Origin of the sequence: Actinomyces bouchesdurhonensis, assembly GCF_963540955.1 — a bacterium.
Classification (GTDB): Bacteria; Actinomycetota; Actinomycetes; order Actinomycetales; family Actinomycetaceae; genus Pauljensenia; species Pauljensenia bouchesdurhonensis.
The window spans coordinates 1-23,118 of sequence record NZ_CAUTSL010000037.1; the positions used below are offsets into that span (position 1 = coordinate 1).

Annotated in this window: 16 protein-coding genes, 1 tRNA gene and 1 pseudogene; 11 read left to right on the forward strand and 7 right to left on the reverse strand. The window is 63.2% G+C overall.

Annotated elements, in window-relative coordinates; genetic code table 11:
- Window positions 1–700 precede the first annotated feature (700 nt).
- Window positions 701–871 carry a cation transporter gene (locus RYL44_RS07045; RefSeq protein ID WP_073983533.1) on the forward strand — a complete coding sequence of 57 codons (171 nt, stop codon included), beginning with the start codon at window positions 701–703 and terminating at the stop codon, window positions 869–871.
- Window positions 872–985: 114 nt separating this feature from the next.
- Here RYL44_RS07045 and glgB read toward each other — a convergent pair whose 3' ends face one another.
- The 5 genes from glgB to glgX all read right to left on the reverse strand — a co-directional run bounded on the left by glgB (window position 986) and on the right by glgX (window position 9,282).
- Entirely contained in the window at window positions 986–3,181 is a 2,196-nt protein-coding gene (gene glgB, locus RYL44_RS07050) for a 1,4-alpha-glucan branching protein GlgB (protein ID WP_314975519.1), read from the reverse strand.
- Between the two features lie 160 nt (window positions 3,182–3,341).
- Window positions 3,342–5,384 (reverse strand): maltotransferase domain-containing protein, encoded by a 2,043-nt coding sequence (locus RYL44_RS07055; protein WP_314975520.1) that lies wholly within the window; start codon window positions 5,382–5,384, stop codon window positions 3,342–3,344.
- Window positions 5,385–5,561: 177 nt separating this feature from the next.
- Window positions 5,562–5,816 carry a hypothetical protein gene (locus tag RYL44_RS07060; RefSeq protein ID WP_276741060.1) on the reverse strand — a complete coding sequence of 85 codons (255 nt, stop codon included), beginning with the start codon at window positions 5,814–5,816 and terminating at the stop codon, window positions 5,562–5,564.
- Window positions 5,817–5,845: 29 nt separating this feature from the next.
- Window positions 5,846–6,946, reverse strand: a complete 1,101-nt coding sequence (gene trpS, locus RYL44_RS07065) for a tryptophan--tRNA ligase (protein WP_314975521.1) — start codon at window positions 6,944–6,946, stop codon at window positions 5,846–5,848.
- A 47-nt stretch (window positions 6,947–6,993) separates the two neighbouring features.
- Window positions 6,994–9,282 (reverse strand): glycogen debranching protein GlgX, encoded by a 2,289-nt coding sequence (gene glgX / locus RYL44_RS07070; protein ID WP_314975522.1) that lies wholly within the window; start codon window positions 9,280–9,282, stop codon window positions 6,994–6,996.
- A 237-nt stretch (window positions 9,283–9,519) separates the two neighbouring features.
- On the opposite strand from glgX, the gene RYL44_RS07075 reads away from it, so the two are divergent.
- The 10 genes from RYL44_RS07075 to RYL44_RS07120 all read left to right on the forward strand — a co-directional run bounded on the left by RYL44_RS07075 (window position 9,520) and on the right by RYL44_RS07120 (window position 19,372).
- Complete coding sequence (locus RYL44_RS07075; protein WP_073983131.1) at window positions 9,520–10,323, forward strand: electron transfer flavoprotein subunit beta/FixA family protein; 804 nt, start codon at window positions 9,520–9,522, stop codon at window positions 10,321–10,323.
- A 1-nt stretch (window position 10,324) separates the two neighbouring features.
- A complete protein-coding gene (locus RYL44_RS07080; RefSeq protein ID WP_314975523.1) occupies window positions 10,325–11,302 on the forward strand; it encodes an electron transfer flavoprotein subunit alpha/FixB family protein in 978 nt (325 codons plus the stop codon).
- Window positions 11,299–12,504, forward strand: a complete 1,206-nt coding sequence (locus RYL44_RS07085; RefSeq protein ID WP_314975524.1) for a cysteine desulfurase family protein — start codon at window positions 11,299–11,301, stop codon at window positions 12,502–12,504. Before RYL44_RS07080 ends, RYL44_RS07085 begins: the two co-directional genes overlap by 4 nt.
- A 2-nt stretch (window positions 12,505–12,506) precedes the next feature.
- Window positions 12,507–13,592 (forward strand): tRNA 2-thiouridine(34) synthase MnmA, encoded by a 1,086-nt coding sequence (gene mnmA, locus RYL44_RS07090; protein ID WP_314770583.1) that lies wholly within the window; start codon window positions 12,507–12,509, stop codon window positions 13,590–13,592.
- 173 nt (window positions 13,593–13,765) lie between these two features.
- Window positions 13,766–13,846 (forward strand) — tRNA-Leu (locus tag RYL44_RS07095).
- Between the two features lie 50 nt (window positions 13,847–13,896).
- The gene (locus RYL44_RS07100; RefSeq protein ID WP_073983535.1) at window positions 13,897–14,370 is read left to right on the forward strand and encodes a peroxiredoxin; all 474 of its coding nucleotides are present in this window, start codon (window positions 13,897–13,899) and stop codon (window positions 14,368–14,370) included.
- A gap of 72 nt (window positions 14,371–14,442) precedes the next feature.
- Window positions 14,443–15,693, forward strand: coding sequence for a hypothetical protein (locus tag RYL44_RS07105; protein WP_314975525.1), 1,251 nt, complete (start codon window positions 14,443–14,445; stop codon window positions 15,691–15,693).
- 105 nt (window positions 15,694–15,798) lie between these two features.
- On the forward strand, window positions 15,799–16,602 hold the full coding sequence (locus RYL44_RS07110) for an ABC transporter ATP-binding protein (RefSeq protein ID WP_314975526.1): 804 nt from the start codon (window positions 15,799–15,801) through the stop codon (window positions 16,600–16,602).
- Window positions 16,587–18,284 carry a hypothetical protein gene (locus tag RYL44_RS07115; protein WP_314975527.1) on the forward strand — a complete coding sequence of 566 codons (1,698 nt, stop codon included), beginning with the start codon at window positions 16,587–16,589 and terminating at the stop codon, window positions 18,282–18,284. The genes RYL44_RS07110 and RYL44_RS07115 overlap by 16 nt, the downstream gene beginning before the upstream one ends.
- A 434-nt stretch (window positions 18,285–18,718) precedes the next feature.
- Window positions 18,719–19,372 carry a hypothetical protein gene (locus RYL44_RS07120; RefSeq protein WP_314975528.1) on the forward strand — a complete coding sequence of 218 codons (654 nt, stop codon included), beginning with the start codon at window positions 18,719–18,721 and terminating at the stop codon, window positions 19,370–19,372.
- Window positions 19,373–20,132: 760 nt separating this feature from the next.
- On the opposite strand, the gene RYL44_RS07125 is transcribed toward RYL44_RS07120, so the two are convergent.
- Together RYL44_RS07125 and RYL44_RS07130 are read right to left on the reverse strand one after the other, a co-directional pair.
- A complete protein-coding gene (locus tag RYL44_RS07125) occupies window positions 20,133–21,836 on the reverse strand; it encodes a cell wall protein (RefSeq protein WP_314975529.1) in 1,704 nt (567 codons plus the stop codon).
- Window positions 21,837–22,092: 256 nt separating this feature from the next.
- Window positions 22,093–22,398, reverse strand: a pseudogene (locus tag RYL44_RS07130) (IS30 family transposase); the annotation flags it as partial.
- Window positions 22,399–23,118 lie beyond the last annotated feature (720 nt).

The following is a 23,118-nucleotide window of genomic DNA, read 5'->3' on the forward strand; positions in this document are numbered from 1 at the left end:
CGACCGAATCACCCCCTACCTCTAACCCCCATACACAGAAAAATTGACAGGCTCTTTTGCAGCATTAGGAGCCTCCCTTCGGCGTGTCGCCGGCGTGTCGCGCCTCTAATGGTGCAATTCCCCCCGTTTGGTGGCGATGTCATCGGCTGGCAAGTCACGCACGGGTCCTCGTGTAGCGCACAACCCCACCTGGCACAGCGGCCTGGCACGGTGGATACCGCCGACGCAAACAACCTGCCCAAGCTCCACCGAGACAGATCAAGGGACCACGCACAGACTCACAATAAAACAAACAACTTCAATGTTGATTTTCCCGCACTAACAAGCCGAAAAGCCACCACAAAACCGACACGCTTTGCCCATCCTCCATGTTGGCACCCACCACCTCCAACCCCGACTTTTCTGCATCATCAAGCCGAAACGTCACCACACAACCAACACGCTGTGTCCATCCTCCATGTTGGCACCCGCCACCTCCAATACTAACTTTTCCGCACTAACAAGCCGAAACGTCACCACACAACCAACACGTCTTGTCCTTTAACCCTAAAGAACGGGCATACTACTTGAATACTGGAAACCGCGTCGACTGGTACCCCAGTCTGTGGGTATGCTTGAACATCTGGGATCCCACTCATGAGGATTATCAGGTTGCGCAACGTCTCACTTGGTTGGGCTATGGCTCGAGGGGGTGAAACCGGTGAAGTGGTTCATTATTGCGATCGTCTTCGTGGTGGTCGCCGTTTGGTACGGGTGGCATTCCACGCACAACGAACTGACGAAGAAGATCGATCGTGAGCCTGACCCGGAAGTCAGGAGCGAACTCATCAAACTACAGGGGCAAATAGACCGGGGGAGGGCTGGCTTCTGACCGGTGCCCGCACACACCGCCGCGCACTCAACCCTACACGTACACAACGAATAGGCGACGAGACAGGCCGGGGCAGGAATCCCTACCCCGGCCTCGTCGTATCACTCTATGGCGTCAGCGCACCTGCGAGGCGGGTACCAGCCAGACGGCACCCAGCGGCGGCACGCGCAGCTGCGCGGAGACCGGGCGACCGTTCCACGGGGTGTCCTCGGCGATGATCGGGCCAACATTTACCACGCCGGAGCCACCGAACTCCTCGGCATCCGTATTGAGGATCTCGACCCACTCGCCGCCAAACGGCAGACCAACGCGGTAGCCTTCGTGCGGGTTGCCCGCGAAGTTGGACACGCAGACAACGACCTCGCGGTCACCATCCGTATTCGTCCCCTTACGCAGGTAGGAGATCAGGTTGTGATCGCCGTCGGAGGCGTCGATCCACTCGAAGCCCGTGTAGTCGTCGTCCCACATGGCGGGGCTGTCCGTGTAGATCGCGTTGAGACGCTCGACCAGCGCTGCGACACCGGCGTGGCCCTCCTGGTCCAGCAGCCACCAGTCAAGAGAGTAGGATTCATTCCACTCCTGCTCCTGACCGATCTCCTGGCCCATGAAGAGGAGCTGCTTACCCGGGTGACTCCACTGGTACGCGTAGAGGGAACGCAGACCCGCCAGGCGCTGCCACTTGTCGCCGGGCATCTTCGAAATGAGCGATCCCTTACCATGCACGACCTCGTCGTGCGAGAGGGGTAGCACGTAGTTCTCGGAGAACGCGTACACCAGCGAGAAGGTGAGTTCTCCATGGTGCCAGCGTCGGTTGACCGGATCCTCGCTCAGGTAGCGCAGCGTGTCATTCATCCAGCCCATGTTCCACTTCATGCCGTAGCCGAGGCCGCCACCGGAGGTGGGGGCGGTCACTCCCGGCCATGCCGTGGATTCCTCAGCGATCATGACGATGCCGGGGTGACGACGGTACGCGGTCGCGTTCGCTTCCTGGATGAAGTCGATGGCCTCCAGGTTCTCGCGTCCACCGTACTGATTGGGACGCCACTGGCCGTCCTTGCGCGAGTAATCCAAGTACAGCATCGAAGCAACGGCGTCGACGCGCAGGCCATCGACGTGGAAGTCCTCCAGCCAGTACAGGGCGTTGGCGACCAGGAAGTTACGCACTTCGCGACGACCAAAGTTAAAGACGTAAGTGCCCCAGTCAGGGTGCTCGCCGCGCAGGGGATCCGGATCCTCGTACAGGGGTGTTCCATCGAAACGCGCGAGCGCGAAATCATCCTTCGGGAAGTGGGCTGGGACCCAGTCCAGGATGACGCCGATACCGGCGCGGTGGAATGCGTCCACCAGGTAGCGGAAGTCATCCGGCGTACCGTAGCGCGAGGTCGGGGCGAAGTAGGAGGTCACCTGATAGCCCCAGGAGCCGCCGAAGGGGTGCTCAGCCAAAGGCATGAACTCCACGTGCGTGAAGCCCATCTGCTTGACGTAGGGGACAAGCTCGTCGGCCAGCTCGCGGTAGCCCAGGCCCTGACGCCACGAACCCGCGTGGACCTCGTAGATGGACATGGGGCCGGCGTGGGGGTTGCGGTCCTTGCGCGTGGACATCCACTCGTCGTCGGTCCATTCATGGAAGTAGTCAGTGACGACCGAGGCGGTGGCCGGCGGAATCTCGGTGGCGCGGGCCAGCGGGTCGGCCTTCTGGAACCAGTTGCCGCCGGGGCCTTGGATTTCGAACTTATAGCGTGCGCCGACGCCGACGCCGGGGACGAAGATCTCCCAGATGCCGGAGGAACCCAGTGAACGCATGGACGTGGCTCCACCGTCCCAGAAGTTGAATTCACCGACGACGCGCACTGCGCGCGCGTTGGGGGCCCACACGGCGAAAGCGGTGCCCGTGGTCTCGCCCATCTCATCCGTGTATGTCTTGACGTGGGCGCCGAGGACCTTCCAGAGGTTCTCGTGGCGGCCCTCGGAGATGAGGTATGTGTCCATCTCACCCAGGGTGGGCAGGAAGCGGTAGGGATCGTCGCGTAGGGTCGTGTCGTCGCCGTAGGTGACGGACACACGATAGGGCGGAATGTTCTCTCCAGGAACAGCCACTACCCAGACACCGCCGCGCTCGTGGGTGGCCGCGTAGGTGCCTGTCGGGGTGACGATCTCAACCGCGTCGGCTAGGCGTGCGACGGTGCGAATGGTGACACCTGTGTCGCTCAAGTGGGCGCCGAGCACAGAATGCGGCGAGTAGTAGGAGCCTGAGGCAACGGCGTCGAGAATGTCGTCATTGACCGGGATCGGCGTTAGTTCGCAGCTCATGGATTGTCCTTACTCCAGATGGTGTGAACTGCTGAGTTCACTGTCGTGTTTGTAGTCTATCGTTTGACCGGCAAAATTGGGAGCCGGGTCTCATTGAGGGGGGTTGATTGTGTGGGCTGGTCCCGCCCGGCGCTTCGAAGCGCCGGGCGGAACTGTGTTGTTATGCCTGTGACCAGGGTGAGGAATGGGCGGGTTCAACTTTGAAGACGTGACCGAGACGCGTCACGGGGGACAGCTCCACCCAGTTGGATGATCCCCACACGTAGGAGTGCCCGTCGAGTTCGTCGACGACCGTGATGTTGCCGCCGGGCGTCGCTAGGCCCATGCCCGCCAGGTCCAGTTCGACGGAGGCATCGACTCCCTGGTGCGGGTCCAGTGAGATCACGCAGATGACGGTGTCGGTGTTGCCGTCTTCGGTGAACTTTCCGGGCATCTGGCGCGAGAACGCGATGAGGCGATCCGAGGACGTGGGATGGATGCGGATCTGGTGCAGCTGACGTAGCGCGGGGTGCTTGGCGCGTGCGGCATTGAGCAGTGTGAACAGACGCGAGATTCCAATATCATCGGCGTCTGCCCAGTGGCGGGGGCGGTACTCGTACTTCTCGTTATTGTTGGGTTCCTGGAAGGAACCGCGAGGCTCGTTTTCGACGAACTCGTAGCCCGAGTAGATGCCCCACGTGGGGGCGCCGAGCGCGGCGAGCATCGCGCGGATCGCGAAGATCGCGGTACCGCCGTCCCACATCTGTGGGGTGAGGATGTCGTGCGTGGTCGGCCAGAAGGCGGGACGCATGAGGTGTGCGGTCTCTTGGGAGATCTGGAGCAGGTATTCTTCGATTTCCTGCTTGTATGTCCTCCACGCGAAGTAGGTGTAGGACTGGTCGAAGCCGATCGCGCCTAGTGTGCGCATCATGGCGGGGCGCGTGAAGGCCTCGGCGAGGAAGAGCGTGCCCGGGTACTGGGCTTTGATGTCGGCGAGGAGGCGTTCCCAGAAGGGAATCGGTTTCGTGTGGGGGTTGTCGACGCGGAAGATCGTCACGCCGTGCTTGATCCACAGCTCGATGACGTCGCGTACGGCTTGGTAGATGCCCTCTGGGTCGTTATCGAAGTTCAGTGGGTAGATGTCCTGGTACTTCTTTGGCGGGTTCTCAGCGTACGCGATCGTGCCGTCGGCGCGCGTCGTAAACCATTCGGGATGTTCGGTGACCCATGGGTGGTTTGGGGAGCACTGGAGGGCCAGATCGAGGGCAACCTCCATGCCGAGGCTTCGTGCGCGATCCACGAAGCGGTCGAAGTCATCGAAGGTACCCAGATCTGGGTGGATGGCGTCGTGGCCGCCTTCGGGTGAGCCGATGCCGTAGGGGGATCCGGGGTCGCCGGGTGTCGCGGTCAGCGAGTTGTTCTTGCCTTTGCGGAAGGTGGTGCCGATCGGGTGGATGGGCGTCAGATAGACGACGTCGAAGCCCATACCGGCGATGCGAGGCAGGTCTTCGGCAGCGCGCTCAAGGGTGCCCGAGACCCAGGTGCCGTCGGGGTTCTGGTAGGCGCCTGCAGAGCGTGGGAAGATTTCGTACCACGCGCCGGCCAGCGCCTTGGTGCGGGCGACGTCGAGCGGGTAGGAGCGCGAGGAGTCGAGGAGGTCGCGCAGCGGGTGGTCGCGGAAGACCAGGCGGATACGCGAGGAAATGCCGGCTGATAGGCGCTGCTGGGGGGAGTGGTTGGTGTCGCGCAGGCGTCGTGCGGCGTCGAAGAGCGCTTCGATGTCCGAGGCCGGGGGCTGTTCTTGGGTCGGGTTGTGGAAGGCTGAGCCTGCTGCCGCGCGCTCCATGAGACGTGCGCCCTCCTCCAGCATCAGTTCCACGTCGATTCCGGCTCCGACCTTGACTGCTGCGTCGTGGCGCCACGTGGCGTAGGGATCCGACCAGGAATCCACGCGGAAGGTCCATGCGCCGGGAGCGTCGGGGGCCACCCAGGCTTCGTAGCGGTCCAGGCCGGGCGCGATGTCGACCATGCGGGTACGGGAGTATTCACCTCCGTCCGGGCGCAGCAGGACGGCTTCGGCGGCGAATGCGTCGTGTCCTTCGCGGAACACGGTTGCACGGATGGGGAAAGGCTCGCCTTCGGTCGCCTTAGCGGGAAGCGTTCCGTCTTCGATGACGGGGAACACTTCGATGATCGGGATACGGGGCAACAGTTTCTCGCTCACATACCCCACCCTAACGTATGGACCGACCAGCTGATAGGCGAAGATCACACCACGGAATGTGACCGATCTCCTATGTCTGGCAGGGGGAGGGCGAAGATTCAACGCCGGGAGCAAACTGCGGGGGTGGCATCCGAGTTACTCGGGTGCCACCCCCGCCTGTCGACCTGCGACGCGGAATCAGTGTCCGCTATTGATTCCGGAGAAGATTGCAACGCCGAAGACGACGTACAACAGGATCGTCGCGACCAGGCCGATGATCTCCCAGGCTAAAAGGGCGCGCGCGAAGTTCCGCTTTGACGGGGCTGCGGCGGAGCCGAACGCCAACACGAGTATGTAAATGAAACCGACCAGCGGAATAGGGGTGATGAGCAGCGTGATCATCCACGAGCCAACGGATTCGTCGGGACGCTCGGGGAGCTGGTTGTATGCCATGATGGCCTCCAAAGGGGTTGTGTGAGGGATTAATAGTTCATCTGCATCGCTGTACGGACCTCGGACAGAGTCTGATCCGCCTGCTCGTTGGCACGTTCATTGCCGGCGTGCAGGATACTCAGCAGATAGTCTTCGTTGGCGATCAGCTCGGCGCGGCGAGACCGCAGGGGCGCGAGCATCTCGTTGAGTGACTCAGTCACGAGCGCCTTCAAGGTGCCCGCGCCGGCGTCGCCAATGCGCTCCGCGATGACCTCGGGGGCGTCGCCCGTGGCCAGCGAGGCCAGCATCAGTAGGTTGGAAACCTCGGGTCGGTCGACCGGATCGAAGGTGATGCGACGCTGCGCGTCCGTCTTCGCCTTCTTCAGGATTGTCGCGGTTTCGTCGGCGCTCATGCGCAGCTCGATCGTGTTACCGCGCGACTTCGACATCTTCTGTCCGTCCGTGCCCAGCAGCAACGGGACTTCGGACAGGAGGGCCTCGGGGCGGGGGAACACGGGACGCTCGGGGGTCGCGCGGCCGTAGCGCTTGTCGAAGCGCTGGGCGATCAGGCGTGCCTGCTCGAGGTGGGGGAGCTGGTCCTGACCCACGGGCACGATGTTCGCCTTGCAGAAGAGGATGTCGGCGGCCTGGTGGACCGGGTAGGTCAGCATGAGGCCCGTCATTGCGCGGCCCTCGGTGGCCTCCAGCTCGGCCTTCACCGTCGGGTTGCGGTGCAGCTCCGACTCCGTGACCAGGGAGAGGAACGGGAGCATCAGCTGGTTGAGGGCCGGGACCGCCGAGTGGTTGAAGATCGTGGAGCGCTGCGGGTCGATACCCGCGGCCAGGTAGTCGGCAACGAGGCCGAGGACGCGCTCGCGTATCGGGCCCACGCCGTCGCGGTCGGTGATCACCTGGTAGTCGGCGACCAGCACCCAGGTTTCCACGCCGCGGTTCTGCAACAGCACGCGGTTACGAAGGGTGCCGAAGTAGTGGCCTAAATGCAGGTGACCCGTGGGGCGGTCTCCGGTGAGGATGCGGAAACGCGAAGGATCTTCGTCGATTGCCAGGTCGATCTCGGCGCTTCGGGCCTTCGAGCGGGCCAGCGAGGCATCGGAGGTTGCGGTTTCCAGGGCATCTTCACTGAGAGTCATATATTGATCCTAACGAGTGTATAGAAATAAACAAAAATGGCGGCGCGTTAGTTTTCGGGCTGGAAGGCGATGTCGGACAGCAGAATAGTCACGGACAGTGCTTCGATTGTGAGTGTCGAACGCGGGGTGACGTGCTCGACCTCGAGGGAAAGCTCGGCGGGGTCTAGCGAAGAGCCGATGCCTCCGTTGGCGGGCGTTTCCCACACCGTGGAGTAGGCGATCAGCCAGTCGAGGTCGTGGCCGCCGGGCAACGTTACCTGTGCGTCGTTGAGGTTCGCGTTGATAATGATGAGGGCGTCTCGGTCGCCCCATGTCACGCCGGAACGCAGCATCTGGAAAGTACGGTGGCGCGAGTCCGTCCATCCGTAGTCCGGCATCGGCGTGCCCTCGGCGGTATACCAGGACAGGTCAGGCACCGAATCGCCGCCGTAGGGCCGACCGGTCGCGAAGCGATCGGGCCGCAGCACCGGGTGTGCCTTACGCAGGGCGATCAGCCATGAAACAGCATCGATTTGCGCCTGTTGGCCTTCTGCCAGATCCCAGTCAACCCACGAGGTCGGACTGTCTTGGCAGTACGCGTTGTTGTTGCCGTCCTGGGTGCGTCCGAACTCGTCGCCACCCGTGATCATCGGCGTGCCCGAAGAGACGAGCATGGTGGCCAAGATGTTGCGCTGCGACCGTGCACGCAGCTTGGGTACAGACATTCGGGAAAAAATAGGGTAGGGAGCCGCAGCGTCCAGGTGGGTTGCGCCGGAGGCCAGTGGTCCCTCGAAGCCGTGGTTCCACGAGCGGTTATCGTCTGAGCCGTCGCGGTTGTTCTCGAGATTGTACCAGTTGCGCTTGTGTTCGTGGGCGGTCATGTCCGCCAGGGTGAAGCCATCGTGCGCGGTCACGAAGTTAATGGAGGCGCGCGGCCCGCGCAGCCGACCCAGCCCATGATCAAAGACGTCCTGGGATCCGGACAAGCGGGTCGCCAGGTCGTTGGGGCCGAACACGACGTGGCCCGAGGCCTGGGCGCCCACATCCGCCAGCCAGAAGTTACGCAGGGCACCACGGTAGTGGTCATTCCACTCCGAGAAAGGGACCGGGAAGTTGCCGGTCTGCCAGCCGCCCGGGCCCACGTCCCAAGGTTCGGCGATGAGCTTCGCGTGGGCCAAAATGTCGTCCGTGGCCATCGCGATGAGGAGCGGGTGCATCGGGGAAAAGCCGGTCGAGAAACGACCGAGAGCGGCCGCCAGGTCAAAACGGAAGCCATCAACGCCCATGTCGCGCGCCCAGTAGCGCAGTGAGTCCATAACCATCTGGATGGTCTTGGGGTGATCCATGTTCATCGTGTTACCGGTTCCGGTTACGTCGATGGTCTGGACGGGGCGCGAGCTGGTGTGGCGGTAATACATGTCGGAGTCCAGGCCCCGCCACGACAGAGATGGACCCGCGTCACCGCCCTCGCACGTGTGGTTGTAGACGACGTCGAGGATGACCTCAATACCGGCCTTGTGCAGGAGAGACACCATGCCGCGGAACTCGTCGACGACGGCCTGTGCGCCGGCCTGCTGAGAGGCGGCGGTCGCGTAGGAGGGTTCGGGGGCGAAGAAGGAGAGCGTGGAGTAGCCCCAGTAGTTCGTCAGGCCGCGTTCGGTGAGGAATGGTTCATCACACTTGGCGTGAACGGGCAGCAGCTCGACGGCAGTGATACCCAGGTCCCTCAGATAGGACACGGCGGCCGGGTGTGCCAGGCCCGCGTAGGTGCCACGCAGAGGTTCGGGCACGCCGGGCATGTCCTTGGTGAAGCCTTTGACGTGGAGTTCGTAGATGACCGTCGTCTCCCACGGGGTGCGCGGCTTGGGAAGGATCGGGAATGAGGACTCAACCACAACCGAGCGCGGCATGTATGGCGCCGAGTCGATGGGGGAACGGCGCATCGGATACTCGGACGGATAGAGGTCCTCGTCCACGCTGTGTGCGTAGACGGCGGACTTCATGTCCACGGCCCCCTCGAGGCCGCGCCCATAGGGATCGAGGAGAAGCTTGTGCGAGTTGAAGAACTTGCCTCCGTCCGGATCCCACGTCCCGTGCGCGCGGAAACCATAACGTGTGCCCGTCCCATAGCCGGAGATGTGGCCATGCCACACGCCCGTCTTCGGCCCCAGCAGGGAAAAGCGAGTCTCAGCTCCGGCCTCGTCAAAAATACACATGTCCACGCCGGAGGCGCCGCGTGCGATCACCGCGACATCGAGACCGTCGCCCGACGGGAAAACCCCCAGGCGAGTGGGCAGCGGGTTAGGTTCGGTGACGCGCCGAATGAGCACGTGGGACGAGCCGGATCGCTCGGACATAGATGTTGTGCCTCTTCCTGGTGAACGACTGATGGAGTCATTGCCTCGTGGACGTAGCCACCCCCATCATACGGGACCATGAACAGAGCGGTCGGATTGGTGGGAAGAAAGACCTATGATGAGGCGCACCTGCAAGCAATGAAGTCCTGCGTCGGGTAAGGATGCTTGATTGTGGCGTGTGGCGGTGAGGGCACCCTCATATGGGCGAGGGGCCGGGAATGTGGCACGCTAGAAGCCATGAGAATTGTCGTGTGTGTGAAGCATGTCCCCGACATGCAGTCCGAACGCCGTTTTGAGGACGGTCGCTTAGTGCGCGGTGAGGACGATGTGCTCAACGAGCTGGACGAGAACGCCATCGAGGCAGCCGTCCAGCTGAAAGAAGCCGAGGAAAACGCCGACCGCGAGGGCGAGGTCATCGCCTTGACGATGGGTCCCGAGGACGCAGAGGACGCGCTCATGCGCGCCCTGCAGATGGGCGCGGACCGCGCCTTCTTAGTCTCCGACGAGTTCCTCGAGGGCTCCGACGTCATCACGACGGCCTCCGTGCTCTCCGTCGCAATCGCGAAGATCGCGCACGAGTGCGGTCCCGTCGACCTGGTCGTCACCGGCATGGCCTCGCTGGACGCAATGACCTCCATGCTACCCGGCGCTTTGGCCGCCAAAGCCCACATGCCGCTGCTGGGCCTTGCCCGCTCGATGAGCGTCGAAGATGGCGCCGTGACGATCGAGCGCTCCGTCGACGGCTTCACCGAGACGCTGCGCGCCGCACTGCCCGCCGTCGTCTCCGTGACCGACCAGATCAACGAGCCTCGTTACCCGGCCTTCGCTGCGATGAAGGCCGCCCGCAAGAAGCCCCTGGACCAGTGGGGTATTGACGACCTCGTCGAGGTTCCCGGCGGGCAGGACCTGGTGCTGCGCCGTGCGCTGACCTCCGTGACTTTCAGCGAGGAGAACGTGCGCGACGGTTCCGGCACGATCATTCAGGACGCCGGCGAGGGCGGGCGCGCGCTGGCCGACTACATTCTTTCGGTGGTGAAGTGATATGACGCAGCACATGCATTCCCCGATCCTCGTCCTGGCAGACCAGTCCGGGGCGCACCTGACTTCCCTGGCTCGCCAGGCTCTCACGCTGGCTGCGTCCCTGACCTCCGGTGACGTGGTGGCGCTCTCCGTGGCGCCCGCCCCCGACGTGGCCGCGCTGGCCGAGCTGGGAGCCACCCGCATCCTGCACGCCGACCTTGGCGATGCCGGTCATGCCTCCGTTGTCGCCTCCGACGCGGTCATCGCCGCGCTGGGCACCGACTCTTTCGGTCTGGTTCTGCTGTGCTCAAACTACCGTGGTCGCGAAATCGCGGGGCGCGTCGCCGCCCTCACCGAGTCCGGCGTCATCTCCGGAGCGTCCTCCGTATCCTTCGATGGTGGCGTCCTACAGGTCGGCAAGACCGCTCTGGGCGGCTCCTGGTCGATGGGTATCGTCCTCGAAGGTCAGACTCCGATCGTCGGCATCGCTTCGGGAATCATCGACGAGGCGCCGGTTGCCTCACCCGCATCCCTGACCCCCGAGCCCCTCGCGGTCGAGCTGAGCACCGAGGCCAGCGCGGTCGAGGTGGTCTCCAGCGTGGCCGACGAGGAGGAGGGCGTGTCCCTGACCGACGCCTCGACCGTCGTGTGCGGCGGCCGCGGCGTGGACGGCGACTTTGGGCTGGTTCAATCCCTCGCGGATGTCCTCGGCGGAGCCGTGGGTGCGACCCGCGTCGCCTGCGACGAGGGCTGGGCGCCCCGTAGCGAACAGATCGGCCAGACCGGCCTGACCGTCACGCCGAACCTCTACATTGGCCTGGGCGTGTCCGGCGCCATTCACCACACGGTGGGCATGCAGTCCGCCGCCCACATCGTTGCCGTGTGCGACGACCCGGATGCCCCGATCTTCGAGATCGCGGACTTCGGCGTGGTTGGTGACGTGAGCGAGGTTGTCCCGGCCGCCCTGGCGATCATCGAGGAGGCGCGCTCCCAGGCGTGAGTGTCTACCTCGACCACGCGGCCACGACGCCGCTGCGCGAGTGCGCCCTCGAGGCGTGGACCCGCGCCCAGTGTGACCTGGCCGCCACCCCCGGCAATCCCGCCGCCCTCCATTTTGGAGGGCGGCGGGCCCGTCGCATGCTCGACGATGCGCGCGAGCAAGTGGCCGTGGCCCTGGGAGGTGACATCCACGAGGTGGTCTTCACGTCCGGTGCTACCGAGTCCGACGCCCTTGGCGTGATGGCTGGCGCCCGCGGCATGCGTGGGCGTGAGAGCAGCCGTGACCTCATTGTCGTCTCCGGCCTCGAACACGACGCAGTCGCCCACCAGCGCGAGGTCGCTGCGCGCGAAGGATTCGACTGGGAAGTTCTGCCCGTGGACGCGGGCGGTATGTCAGTCCTGCCCGTTGTCTCCGATGACGATGCGCCAGGAGCATGGGATGGGCGCATCGCCCTCGGATCCATGACACTGGTGTCCTCCGAGATCGGTACGATTCAGCCAGTCGCAGACTTCGCAGCCCTCGTCCACGCCAGCGGGGGCCTCGTGCATTCCGACGCTGCCCAGGCGATCCCGACTCTGGACGTTTCCTTCTCGAATCTCGGTCTGGACCTCATGAGCGTCGGCGGACACAAGGTCGGCGCGCCCGCAGGCATCGGCGTCCTTCTCGCCCGGCGAGGTATCCCCATGACGACCGACCGCCCCGGCGGCGGACACGAGCGTTCGATACGATCGGGCACACCCGACATTGCGGGAGCCTGCGCGCTCGCAGCTGCTCTCACCGAGGTGGTTGCCGAGCGCGCAGCCTTCGTTGCCCGCGCGCGCGACTTGCGTGAGTACCTGCTGTCCCGCCTGCCCGGCGACGTGCGTGCGACGGTGGGGGACTCGGCCTCGTCGAGTGCGATCATCCACCTGTCGTTGCCGACCGCCCGCCCCGAGGCGGTCCTCATGGCCTTCGACATGGCCGGCATTGCGGTCTCCGCGGGGTCCGCCTGCCACGCGGGGGTCGCTCGCCCCTCTGACATTGTCATGGCGATGGGACGCAGTGAGGAAGCGGCCCTAGGGGTTCTACGCGTGTCGCTGGGACACGCCACGACACGCGCTGACATTGACGCCTTCCTCGCTGCCCTACCGGTCGCGATCCGCGCTGGGGCGGCCCTCGATGGGGTCTCCCATGCGCGCAACCAACGAAATGAGGAGCGCTGAACATGCGAGTCCTGGCCGCACTATCCGGTGGGGTAGATTCCGCCGTCGCTGCCGCGAAAGCCGCTCACGCCGGTCATGACGTGGTCGGCGTCCATATGGCCCTGTCCACCCAACCTCAAGAATGTCGTATTGGCTCGCGTGGCTGCTGCTCGATCGAGGACGCCGGGGATGCAGCGCGCGCTGCCGAGATCATTGGTATCCCCTTCTACGTGTGGGACCTCGCCAGCGAGTTCGAGCAGACTGTCATCACTGACTTCGTTGAGCAGTACAAGGCTGGGCGAACACCCAACCCCTGTGTGCGCTGCAACGAGTTTGTGAAGTTTCGCGAGCTCGCCGCCCGCGCCCGTGCACTCGGCTTCGACGCCGTGTGCACCGGTCACTACGCGGCCATCGTGGATGGACAGAGCGGTCCCGAACTGCACCGCGGCGCCGACACCCTCAAGGACCAGTCCTACGTGTTAGCAGTCATGGGCCCGGAGGAACTCACCCGCGTTATCCTGCCGCTCGGCGATGCTCCCAGCAAAGCGTGGGTGCGTTCTGAGGCTGAGCGCCTTGGCCTGGGCGTATCCAACAAGCCGGACTCCTACGACATTTGCTTTATTCCCGACGGGGATACGCAAGGATTCCTGCGCGCGCACTTGGGTGCGCGCCAGGGCGAGATTGTGTCCCCCGACGGCACAGTCCTGGGACATCACGACGGCTATTGGAACTACACGGTCGGCCAACGCAAGGGCCTAGGCATCGGAGCTCCCGCCCCCGACGGGCGCCCACGCTACGTCCTCGAGACGAGGCCACAGACCAATCAGGTTGTCGTGGGTGCTTCCGAGCTGTTGTCCATCTCGCGCATTGACGCGACCGACGTCGTCTGGCTAGCCCCAGACGACGAGGGTTCCGACGTGACCGACCTTTTCGTGCAGCTGCGCGCACACGGCTCGCCCATTCCTGTCGCCTCCTTGACTCGCGCTGGCTCCACGATGAGTGTCAACCTCGCGCGCTCAGCTCGCGGCGTAGCCCGTGGCCAGTCGATGGTTGTCTACAGGGGCACACGTGTCCTCGGCGAAGGAACGATCAACGCGACGGCGCACTAGGCACGCAATGTGGGTGCGTCTAAGGCTCCAGTTGCCTTCGCGCCTGCAGGTGACGCTGCCGGGGAGTGCTCGAGGGTGCCCCACGGTACGTGAGCGGTTTCGCACGGGGGCAGTCGGCTTTGGGCACCAGGTGTTCGGACGAGGCAACGTCCATCGGCTACACTTGGGTGCGCGCGCGAGTGGCGGAATTGGCAGACGCGCTGGATTTAGGTTCCAGTGTCTTTGACGTGTGGGTTCGAGTCCCATCTCGCGCACCGGTGACTCCCTTCGCAGTGGGATATACCCCCTCGATACACTGGTCATCATGAGCGTTTTGGAAGTCGGCCACCGAGCCCCGCATTTTACCGCCACAACCACGCAGGGATCCCTGTCCCTGTCTGATCTCCTTTCTGCGTCCCCGCGCGGAGTCGTTGTGTACTTCTACCCGAAGGCGTCGACGCCGGGGTGCACGAAGGAGGCCTGTGACTTCCGTGATTCCTTGTCTTCGTTGCAGGGGGCCGGCTACTCCGTTATTGGAGTGTCTGGCGACTCGATGGCCGCCCTCGAGCGTTTTGCTGAGAAGCAGTCCCTGACATTCCCGCTGGCATGCGATCCTGATCATGAGATTCTCAAGGCCTATGGTGCGTGGGGGGAAAAGAAGAACTATGGGCGCACCTACGTGGGCATTATTCGCTCGACGGTTGTCGTTGCCCCCGATGGCACCGTGTTGCTCGCACAATACAATGTGAAGGCCACCGGCCATGTTGCACGTCTGCGCAAGGCGCTGGGGATTGACTAACCCTGTTGCTTCCCGGGTAATCGACAACTATGCTTGCTAGACAAGTACTAGTGTTTTGTTGATGGAGGACTCATGGGGGCAGCAACGCCGGACGCATTCCGTGTCGGCGCAGGCGCACAAACACGCGACTATCCGGGTGGTGTCGCTACTCGGCTGAGTGCCCGTCCCTCCCTGCCCGAACGTTTCTCTGGTCCCGCGGCCCCTGCCTCGGTCGATACCGCCCCCACCCCCGTTGTACGACGTCCCCGAGCACACACTCCCGCTCCCAAGCCCCAGGTAGCCGAGGAAGCGCCGCGTGTCGCTGCGATCGCCCCCGCGGTCGAACGCACGGTTATCGCTGTTGTCCCGCCCCTGCACTCCCCAGCTTCCTCGGCCCCGCATGCGGTCACGCCCACCCCGGTGCGCGCCACCCCTGCCACAGGCAAGGAGGCCTCGTCCCAGACAACTCTTCCTGTCGCCACTCCTCCGAAATCTGGTGTCACCTCAAGTCTCGGTGCGTCCGGGCACGCCCCCCGTGAGTCTCGCGTCCCCGCACACGTAGCCCAAACAGCCTCCAACTCTGCCCCCGCAGTGCCTGTCAGCCGCTTCGCACCCGACGTTCAGCTCACCCCCGAACAACGCAGTTTCGCGCCCCGCCAGGAGGACGCCACTGTTCGGGAATATGCCCACTTTGATGAGGCCGAAGCCTCTTCGTTTGAGGAACTTCACACTGCTGACGGTGTGCGTGAGGGCCGAGGCGTGCCCTCCCGCGCTGACGTTGCTCTCAGCCGCCGCGCATCGCCCGCGCCGAGGCTCGTTTCTGTCGATCAGATGCACGTACGAGCCGCCGAAGTCGAAGACGCCCGCCGACGTAAAGCTCGCGAGTACAGCGACGAGAATGGCGCAGAGCGTCCGCCCCTGCGACGCGATCGAGCCCGCCACAGGAAGCGCTCACGGCGGGGGCTGGGCATGTTCTTCCTCGGATTTATCGTGGCTATCATTCTCGTTGCCGCCCTCGCGGCAGGGGTGTACTTCCTGCGTTTTGGTGCCGCGAATAAGCTCGCTGCAGCGGTCGACTCATGTCATGCGCACAGCAGCTATACGCGGCTGGCAACGGATAGCCCCTCCCTCACCGTAGAGGTGTCCAGTGACAGTGCCCCGGGGTTGGCCATGCCCGTCTTTCGCTGCATCCTGGACGAACTCGATGCTCCTGCGTCGATGCGAGAACGCATGGCCTTTACACGCGCCATCGACGGTACTCAGGAGGATCAGTGGAGCTTGTACCGCGCTACCTGGACCTACCACCCCGAACAAGGACTCAACGTCGTCATCAGTGCTCGTTAAACGCGCGTGTTCCGGTTCCTGTACCGGCTCACTGAGACGCATCCCATATACAACATGGCGTCGCAGTACAATCGGTGTTGACGTCACTGCTCGAAGGAGTCTCTCGTGTCCGATTCACAGCCCGCCACCACTTCGCTCCCTCCCGTCGTCATTGATAAAGAGATCGCCCTTGCGATCCGAGGCCTCGTCAAAATCTACGGAAACCTGATCGCAGTCGCCGACCTCACCCTCGACATCCCCACCGGTTCCTTTTTCGGTATCGTCGGCCCGAACGGCGCAGGGAAAACCACCACCCTCACGATGGCGACCGGCCTGCTGACCCCCGACCGCGGAACCTCCTACGTGCACGGCGTCGACGTATGGGCACAACCTCAGCGGGCACGCTCCCTGCTCGGCGTCATGCCCGACGGCATGCGCCTGCTCGATCGTCTCTCCGGCCCCGACTTCCTCGTCCACGTCGCCATGCTGCACGGCCTCGACGCCGCGACCGCCCGTGAACGCACCAAAGAACTCCTCGCCGCCCTCGATCTGAGTGAGGCCGGTCGGAAATTGATCGGCGAGTACTCGGCCGGCATGACGAAAAAAATCGCGATGGCGGTCGCCCTCATTCACTCCCCACGTGTCCTCGTCCTCGATGAACCATTCGAGGCTGTTGACCCCGTCTCCGCAGCGAACATTCGGACGATCCTCACCGACTACACCCGCCGCGGCGGGACCGTCATCCTCTCCTCCCACGTAATGGCGACCGTCCAGCAGCTGTGCACCCACGTCGCCATTATCGACAAAGGGCGCGTACTCGTCGCAGGAACCACCGACGAGGTTGCCCAGGGCGGCGACCTGGGGGAGCGCTTCACCTCCCTGGTCGGCGGCGTCCACACTGAGGAAGGCCTGTCGTGGTTGGGCAACTGATTCGCCTCAAGCTCCGCATCATCTGGAACACCGTTCGCCGCCAGACTGCCGTGCTGGTGCTTGCGGTCCTTGGCACTGTCCAGTTCGGGACAATGTATGTGGGTGCGCTCGTGGGCACCGCGTTCCTCGCTCGATCTGAGGAAGCGCAGACTCTTTCTGCGATGCTCCCCGTCGTCGGTCCCGCCGTCTTCATACTGTGGCTCATCCTCCCGATCCTCTTCGCGTCGATGGACAACTCGCTCGATCCCGTGCGCCTGTCACCCTACGTCGGGCCGAGCAAGCGCCTCGGTGCTGCGCTAGCGGCATCAACGGTCGTGGGACCAGGCGGCCTCCTGTCCGCCATGTTTCTCATACTGCCCGCCTGGTTCGCCCTGTGGCGCGCCCAGTGGTTCGCGGCCCTGGGGTGGCTTCTCGCAGGGGTCCTCACCCTACCCCTCGCGGTCTTGTGGGCGCGCGCGGTCGGGACCTGGTTCGCTGTGCGCCTCAATAGCTCCAGTAAAAAGGACCTGGTCACCATGGTCGGCATCGTGGCGTTCTTCGTGGTCCTCACTCCGCTGGGCTACTGGATGAAACTCCTGTCGGATAACTTCTCGGTGGAGCTGTTCCATGCCGGCCTCAACGTCGCCCTCTGGACACCCGTCGGCGCACCCTTCGGTGTCGTCGCCTCCCTTCTGGAGGGGGCCTGGGGAGCAGCCGCGTTGCGCTCCCTCATCGTTGCAGCGACCGCCGTCCTCGGCTGGCGCGCGTGGCTCTTGGTCCTACGTCCCGTCATGAGCGGATACGCCGGTGAGGTCAGTGCCGACGCACAGCGAGCCATCAACGAGGGGCGTCATCTCATCGATGACTCCCTCGTCGACGAAACGCGGAGCGTGCGACCCGCGCGTAGCAGGTCCACTGAGCTGCGTAGCGTTGATACCTTCACCAGACTCGGCCTTGGGGTTCGATCCGCCTCCCTGGCGGCGCGCACTGCGCGCTATTGGATCGTTGATCCTCGCCTCAACATGAACATGGTGTTCGCTCTGATCTTTCCGATCATCGGGGTCCTCATGGGGCGCGTCGATCCCGAGGACCAATGGAGCCAACTCCTCTTCACGGGTGTTTTCCTCTACCTGGTGCCAGTGACGGTGGGTCTGGCAGTCGGTGCACTCATGCAATACGATTCGACGGGCGCGTGGATCGTTGTCTCGTCGGGCATGAGCGGACGTGAGGAACGCCGGGGACGCCTCGTGGGTTCCCTCATCGTCTTCGTGCCCCTGGTGATCGGGTATCTCGTCCACGACCTTGCCTTGGGAGCGAGCCGTGCTGATGTCGTGTTCCACCAAGCGGTAGGTGTCGTCCTCTTCTCAGGCGCGGCCGCCACGACCCTAGTCCTGAATGCCCGTTGGGTCTACCCGGTTCAGCCTCCAGGTGTCTCTCCGCTGGCGACGAAGGGCACAGGCTCCTTCCTCATGACGATGCTGCTGCAGCTCGTCGGCTTCGCGGGGACTGCAATCCTGCAGGTGCCTTCCTACGTCTTCCTCGTGTTGGCGTCCTTCGGTGCGGTGCCGGGCTGGGTTGCCTACGTCGTGTGCATCGTGTGGTCGGTCCTCATCCTCGAGGCCGCCGTGCGCGTCGGTGGACGTGTCTGGGATCGATACTCGGTTGGAGCGCTGACGACGATTCGCAGCTGGCCGGGTCACTGAACTCGCCTCACCTGGATGTACGAGGCCGGGGTTGCCCGCGTGGGTGCCCCGGCCTCGTTCTTGTTGTAGTGAGCGTGAGGTGACGCGCCGGTCGGCGGGCGCGGGTGCTGTCGGTGGGGGAGAAGGGGCGGACTCTGCTCGGTGCAACACTGCGATGGATCGGCGCGATTCGAACATTCAACTAGAAGAGAGGAATGTGGATACCCGGTAAGGTGGTGGGTGTAACCTGACCACGAAAGGACAACGTCCATACATGCCCCATCGATCGTGCGCGTCGGCGCTGCCGCGGCTGTCTTGAGCCTCACCGCGATCCCCGGTCAGCCTACGCGGCAGACGTCGCAGGCCCCGCAACCTGCTACCTCGCCGATAAAAACGGCACCATCATCGAACCCCACCAGGAGTACACTCCGCGCGAAGGGGCCGGTGGGCTCCCCATGCATCCCAGTCCCGTCGTCGCCGGCCAATACACGATGGAAGTGAGCGCTCCCGCAATAAGCTTCGATCCGGATCAGCCTGACTTGCACTTTGCGTGCCAGGTCTTCTACTCACCCCTCGGTAAGATTCGTCTCGTTGATGCTGACGGCACCGTGCACGCGGCACAGTCCTACGCCAACGATCAGAATGACCCGTCGCGAGCCGCCGTGACGGCGCTCCCGGCGTTGCCCGAGGGGTACGAAATCGTCCCAGGCCAGACGATCCGAGGCTTCGACGCTGCCGCTCGAACAGTCGACCCCAATAACCCCGCCGACGCGCGCGCTGTGGGTGCGAACACCGACATCGTGATCCCCAAGGTGACGAATAATCCGACACCCGAGCCGAGCCCCACACCTTCGACGCCCGCCCCTTCGACCCCCGCCCCCACTCCCTCGGTGACTTCGACGCCTGTGCCTTCCGCACCAGCGACGCCCACGCCTGCGACGCCCACGCCTGCGACGTCTGTGCCTTCTGCGCCTGCGACGCCCGCGAAGCAGACGCCTGCTCCGAGGCTCGCATGCACGGGTTCGGTCGCGGGAGGCTCCGCTGGTGCGCCGGCCCTCCTAGGCCTCATCGGCGCTGGGGTGATCGCCCTGCGCAGGTGCCGCGCTTGATAGCAGGGGCCAGTTGCGGTCGATAGCATAGGTCTGTGCCTGACGCGATGCGAACGTGGCTCGGGTGCATCGCGTGAGGCCGAGGCCGGGGTTATCCACGAGGTGCCCCGGCCTCGTCGTCTGCGACGTACCCACCATCGCGCGCAGTTGACGTGCGCCGGTGACTCAACGGTCTATCCGCGAGCGAAGAGCTGTCTTGCGGTGCGCTCCGCGTCAACCCGATGGCAGGGTCGCCCAGGCGCACAATATAGGGCCCACGTGCGCGTTGGTTGCGCTTGCTCGGAGCAGTTTCGCATGCAATTTGATTTGGTGAACTTTCAACAGTTTCTACAAACGTTGCAATTCCAACGATGTGGATGTGTGGTGCGATGCGGTGCTGGGGGAATTGCATGCGAAACTTCTGGATAGACCGCCCGGTGGTGGCCTTGCGGTGCTGCTGGGGGCCATCGTGACGAAGGGTGTTCTGGCGGGAGTGCTGGTGCCGCATGCCGGGCCTCGATAGCGCGACGATCTCGCGGACCTCGCCCATGAACGAGCTACCACATGTCCAACACCCACAACGTCTCACAACCCCCGGATGTGAGTGACGGCACTTGGGAGTGTTCATGCCACCACAATGAAACACCCACCTTCAATGTTGATTGTCCCGCACCAGCAAGCCGAAAAGTCGCTACAACACCAACATGTCTTGTCCTTTCATGCACATAAGACAGGGTGCCAGTGAATCACCGGCACCCCGCCTATGGCTATGAGACGCGAATTACGAGCGTTTCCTCCGCATTGCTGCGGCGCCGATAGCGCCAGTCACGGTAGCGAGTATCAGCACCTCGCCGGTGAGAGCACCGGTCTTGGCAAGCTGCGTTGCAGGAGTAGGCGGAACCGATGGCGTGACCGTGGTCGGTGTCGGTGTAGGCGTCGGACCAGGCTTAAAGGACAGTCGCGTCACGTAGGGATGCGACTCGCTCGTCGTGTACTTCAGGGGGTGCTTCATGAGCGGAGCTTCATCCCATCCGGCAGAAGGGCCGACCATGGGTACCCTCCACTCGGCGCTCAGAAGGATGCCCGAAGGAGGACAAGACGGCGGCGGGGGATCGAAAAGTGTTCCAACAACAAAACGAGGAAAGGCCGGTTCGACAGTGTCATCGTCGCCCATAGTCGGAGGGCATGCGGGTGAAGGCCATCCGGGCCTGACGATAGCGCCGAGTTGTTTCTCGACATCAACCGAGATGATTCCCTGCGTGAGGTGATCGATCGTGTAATCCGAATCGGCAGTTGCGGAATCAGCGAAGGCAATCTTCTTAATGGTGATCACCGCTTCTCCCTGAAGCCCAGCCATCGCATCCTTGAGGGCTTCAATAGTGGTGATCTGATCGGGGTTATCGAAGTCAACGGTGACGGTTGCGCTCTGTCCGTCAACTGCCACGGTCTTCGCTGAGAAGCCCTGGGGAAGCCCGGTTACCGAGATGGCCGAGGGGTCAGAGAACTTCAGCTGCGTAGGAAGAGTGATCTGCGTTGTGAAGCCCAAGTGAGTATTCTTCAGGCCAATATCGTTGAAAGCGTTGGGCGTCTCCTCGTATTTCTGGAGGAGATCCGCAATGCGTCCGCCGCGAAGGTCGTCCAGGTGAACGACGTTCTCGGTGGTCAGAAGCGAGTTCTTACTCTCGGCGTGGATCTCTTCCTTCTGAGTTGGGGGATTCTCATCGGTACCGATCTTAAAAGCGGTACCGATTGTCGGGTCATCACCGTTGACCGGAAGGGTGCCGAAAACCTTCTTGTACTTGTAAATACCGGTCAAGCGGTCCGAAGAGAGCTCCCAGGTGGAGAGTTCGTAGTCGGGAATTCCTGCGGGCTGGAAGAAGTTCTGCCCGGTCTTCGGGGGCTGCAAGTCGTGGCCGTCCTCTTCATCAACCCAGCGCGTTGTCCTGGTCGGGGCGGACGCGAAGCAGTCGGTAGGCGACTCCGCCAGCGTCAGGGTCTTCTTGTCGAAGCTAAAAACCTGAGCGGGGGTGGTTGATGATGCGAAGAAGTTGAACGTACCTGTAACGGTAACCTGTTCACTGGCCAGTCGAGCAGCTTCCGCGGGGTCAGTGGTGCCAACGGCATAGGGGACCTGGACCTTGATCGTGTGCTGGCCGGGGTTAGCTTGCTCTGCATCGTAGATATCGAGCAGCTGCTGCCAACTCAGATCCTTGAGCTGGATGTTCGCAGTGACCCGTGTGATGTCATCGTTGGGAGAGAACGAGGTGTAGGCGAGCAGTGACGAGGTAGATTTCGCGCGAGACGTCCCCAACCTGGCTTCCTCAGGAACGCTCACGGTCAGTGTGATATCGGGGTTGTTATTGCTGCCGGAGTCATGGGGGGAGAATCCCTGTGCAGCCGCAGCGCGGATTTCGGCCTCGTGGCCTGCCAGAAGCGTAGTGACCGGAATGTCCAGCACGACGGTACCGTGATAGGTCGTGATCACCGGGTCGGTATTGCACACAGTCGTGCTTGTCGATGAGACGTATTGTGAGAGGGTGAAGGGCTGTGCATCGGCTTGTGCGCTGCGAGGCGCAAACATTGTTACCGTAGCTGCAGTGACAAGAGCTAACGCAGCGCCCGTAGCCAGAACTCTCCGGCCTGTCCTCATGATGTTCCCCAATCGCCGGCGTGCGTATGAAACGCCATAATTCATAGTTTTTCAGTATACACGTTGTCGATATATAGTACATCGGGCGGTGTCAATGGGTGGTAGCAATAAGTTCGTTGAATGCTTCTGTTGGGGTGCGGTAGTCGAGGGTGGCTCTGGGGCAGTTGCCCGGCTCGTAGGCGATGGCGTCGAGGTAGGGTTGGTGGCTGGTGATGGGGGCTCCTTTGGGCAGGTAGCGGCGGATGAGCCGGTTGGTGTTTTCGTTGGTTCCTCTCTCCCAGGGGCTGTGGGGGTGAGCGAAGAACACCTCCACGCCGGTGTCGTGGGTGAGGCGCTGGTGGCGGGCCATTTCCCGGCCTTGGTCCCAGGTCAGTGTGCGCATCGCTTGATCGGGCAGGTGTCAAGTCCCGGGTTTACGTGCGATAGAGCTGGTTAGCGCTCGCAATAGCGGGTTCGCGTGCGAACAACACACCATGTCCGAGATAGTTTTGCCCAAAACGCAGACCACTTCGCCCACGACACCCCATTGTTGGCGTTTTTCGCCGAGGTGGTCTGCGGTTTGGGCGCCTCACCGCCCCGAACCGCGACCTCACCGCCTCGAACCGCGACCTTGCCGCAAGCAAACGGGGGAATTGCACCATTAGAGGCGCGACACGCCGGCGACACGCCGCGGCGAGGCTTCTAATGCTGCAAAACCCCCACCATTACCCGAACAGAGTCAGGTTGCGGCACCCATGAGCGCAAGGGCCAGGCCGTGGCACCCTCTCACCCGATCACGCGGCAGCCCCACAGGCCCGTGATGCAGTATTCGCAGGAACGGGGCGCACGCGACTCGCTAAAAGAGTGACTTTCCCGTGCGACGAAGCCGAATAGTCACTTTGTCAGCAACACGATTTGTCCATCCTCATAGTTGGTCCCAACCAACTAAAACACCGACTTTCCCGCACCGACAAGCCGAAAAGTCGCCATAAAACCAACACGTTTTGTCCTTTAACCCACGTTTTGTCCTTTAACCCCCTGTCCGCGTGGGGTGGCATTGCCGTCGGCGGCGGGCTGGAGTTGGGCTTATAGGCCAAAACGTGTTGGTTTCGGTTTAGTAGGTTTCGTGCCAGGTTCC

What these genes read in the sequence shown, in the direction of transcription:
- glgB (WP_314975519.1), bottom strand. Translation starts at nt 3,181, where the DNA reads ATGAGCTGCGAACTAACGCCGATCCCGGTCAATGACGACATTCTCGAC.
- RYL44_RS07060 (WP_276741060.1), bottom strand. Translation starts at nt 5,816, where the DNA reads ATGGCATACAACCAGCTCCCCGAGCGTCCCGACGAATCCGTTGGCTCG.
- trpS (WP_314975521.1), bottom strand. Translation starts at nt 6,946, where the DNA reads ATGACTCTCAGTGAAGATGCCCTGGAAACCGCAACCTCCGATGCCTCG.
- glgX (WP_314975522.1), bottom strand. Translation starts at nt 9,282, where the DNA reads ATGTCCGAGCGATCCGGCTCGTCCCACGTGCTCATTCGGCGCGTCACC.
- RYL44_RS07075 (WP_073983131.1), top strand. Translation starts at nt 9,520, where the DNA reads ATGAGAATTGTCGTGTGTGTGAAGCATGTCCCCGACATGCAGTCCGAA.
- RYL44_RS07080 (WP_314975523.1), top strand. Translation starts at nt 10,325, where the DNA reads ATGACGCAGCACATGCATTCCCCGATCCTCGTCCTGGCAGACCAGTCC.
- mnmA (WP_314770583.1), top strand. Translation starts at nt 12,507, where the DNA reads ATGCGAGTCCTGGCCGCACTATCCGGTGGGGTAGATTCCGCCGTCGCT.
- RYL44_RS07100 (WP_073983535.1), top strand. Translation starts at nt 13,897, where the DNA reads ATGAGCGTTTTGGAAGTCGGCCACCGAGCCCCGCATTTTACCGCCACA.
- RYL44_RS07105 (WP_314975525.1), top strand. Translation starts at nt 14,443, where the DNA reads ATGGGGGCAGCAACGCCGGACGCATTCCGTGTCGGCGCAGGCGCACAA.
- RYL44_RS07120 (WP_314975528.1), top strand. Translation starts at nt 18,719, where the DNA reads ATGCATCCCAGTCCCGTCGTCGCCGGCCAATACACGATGGAAGTGAGC.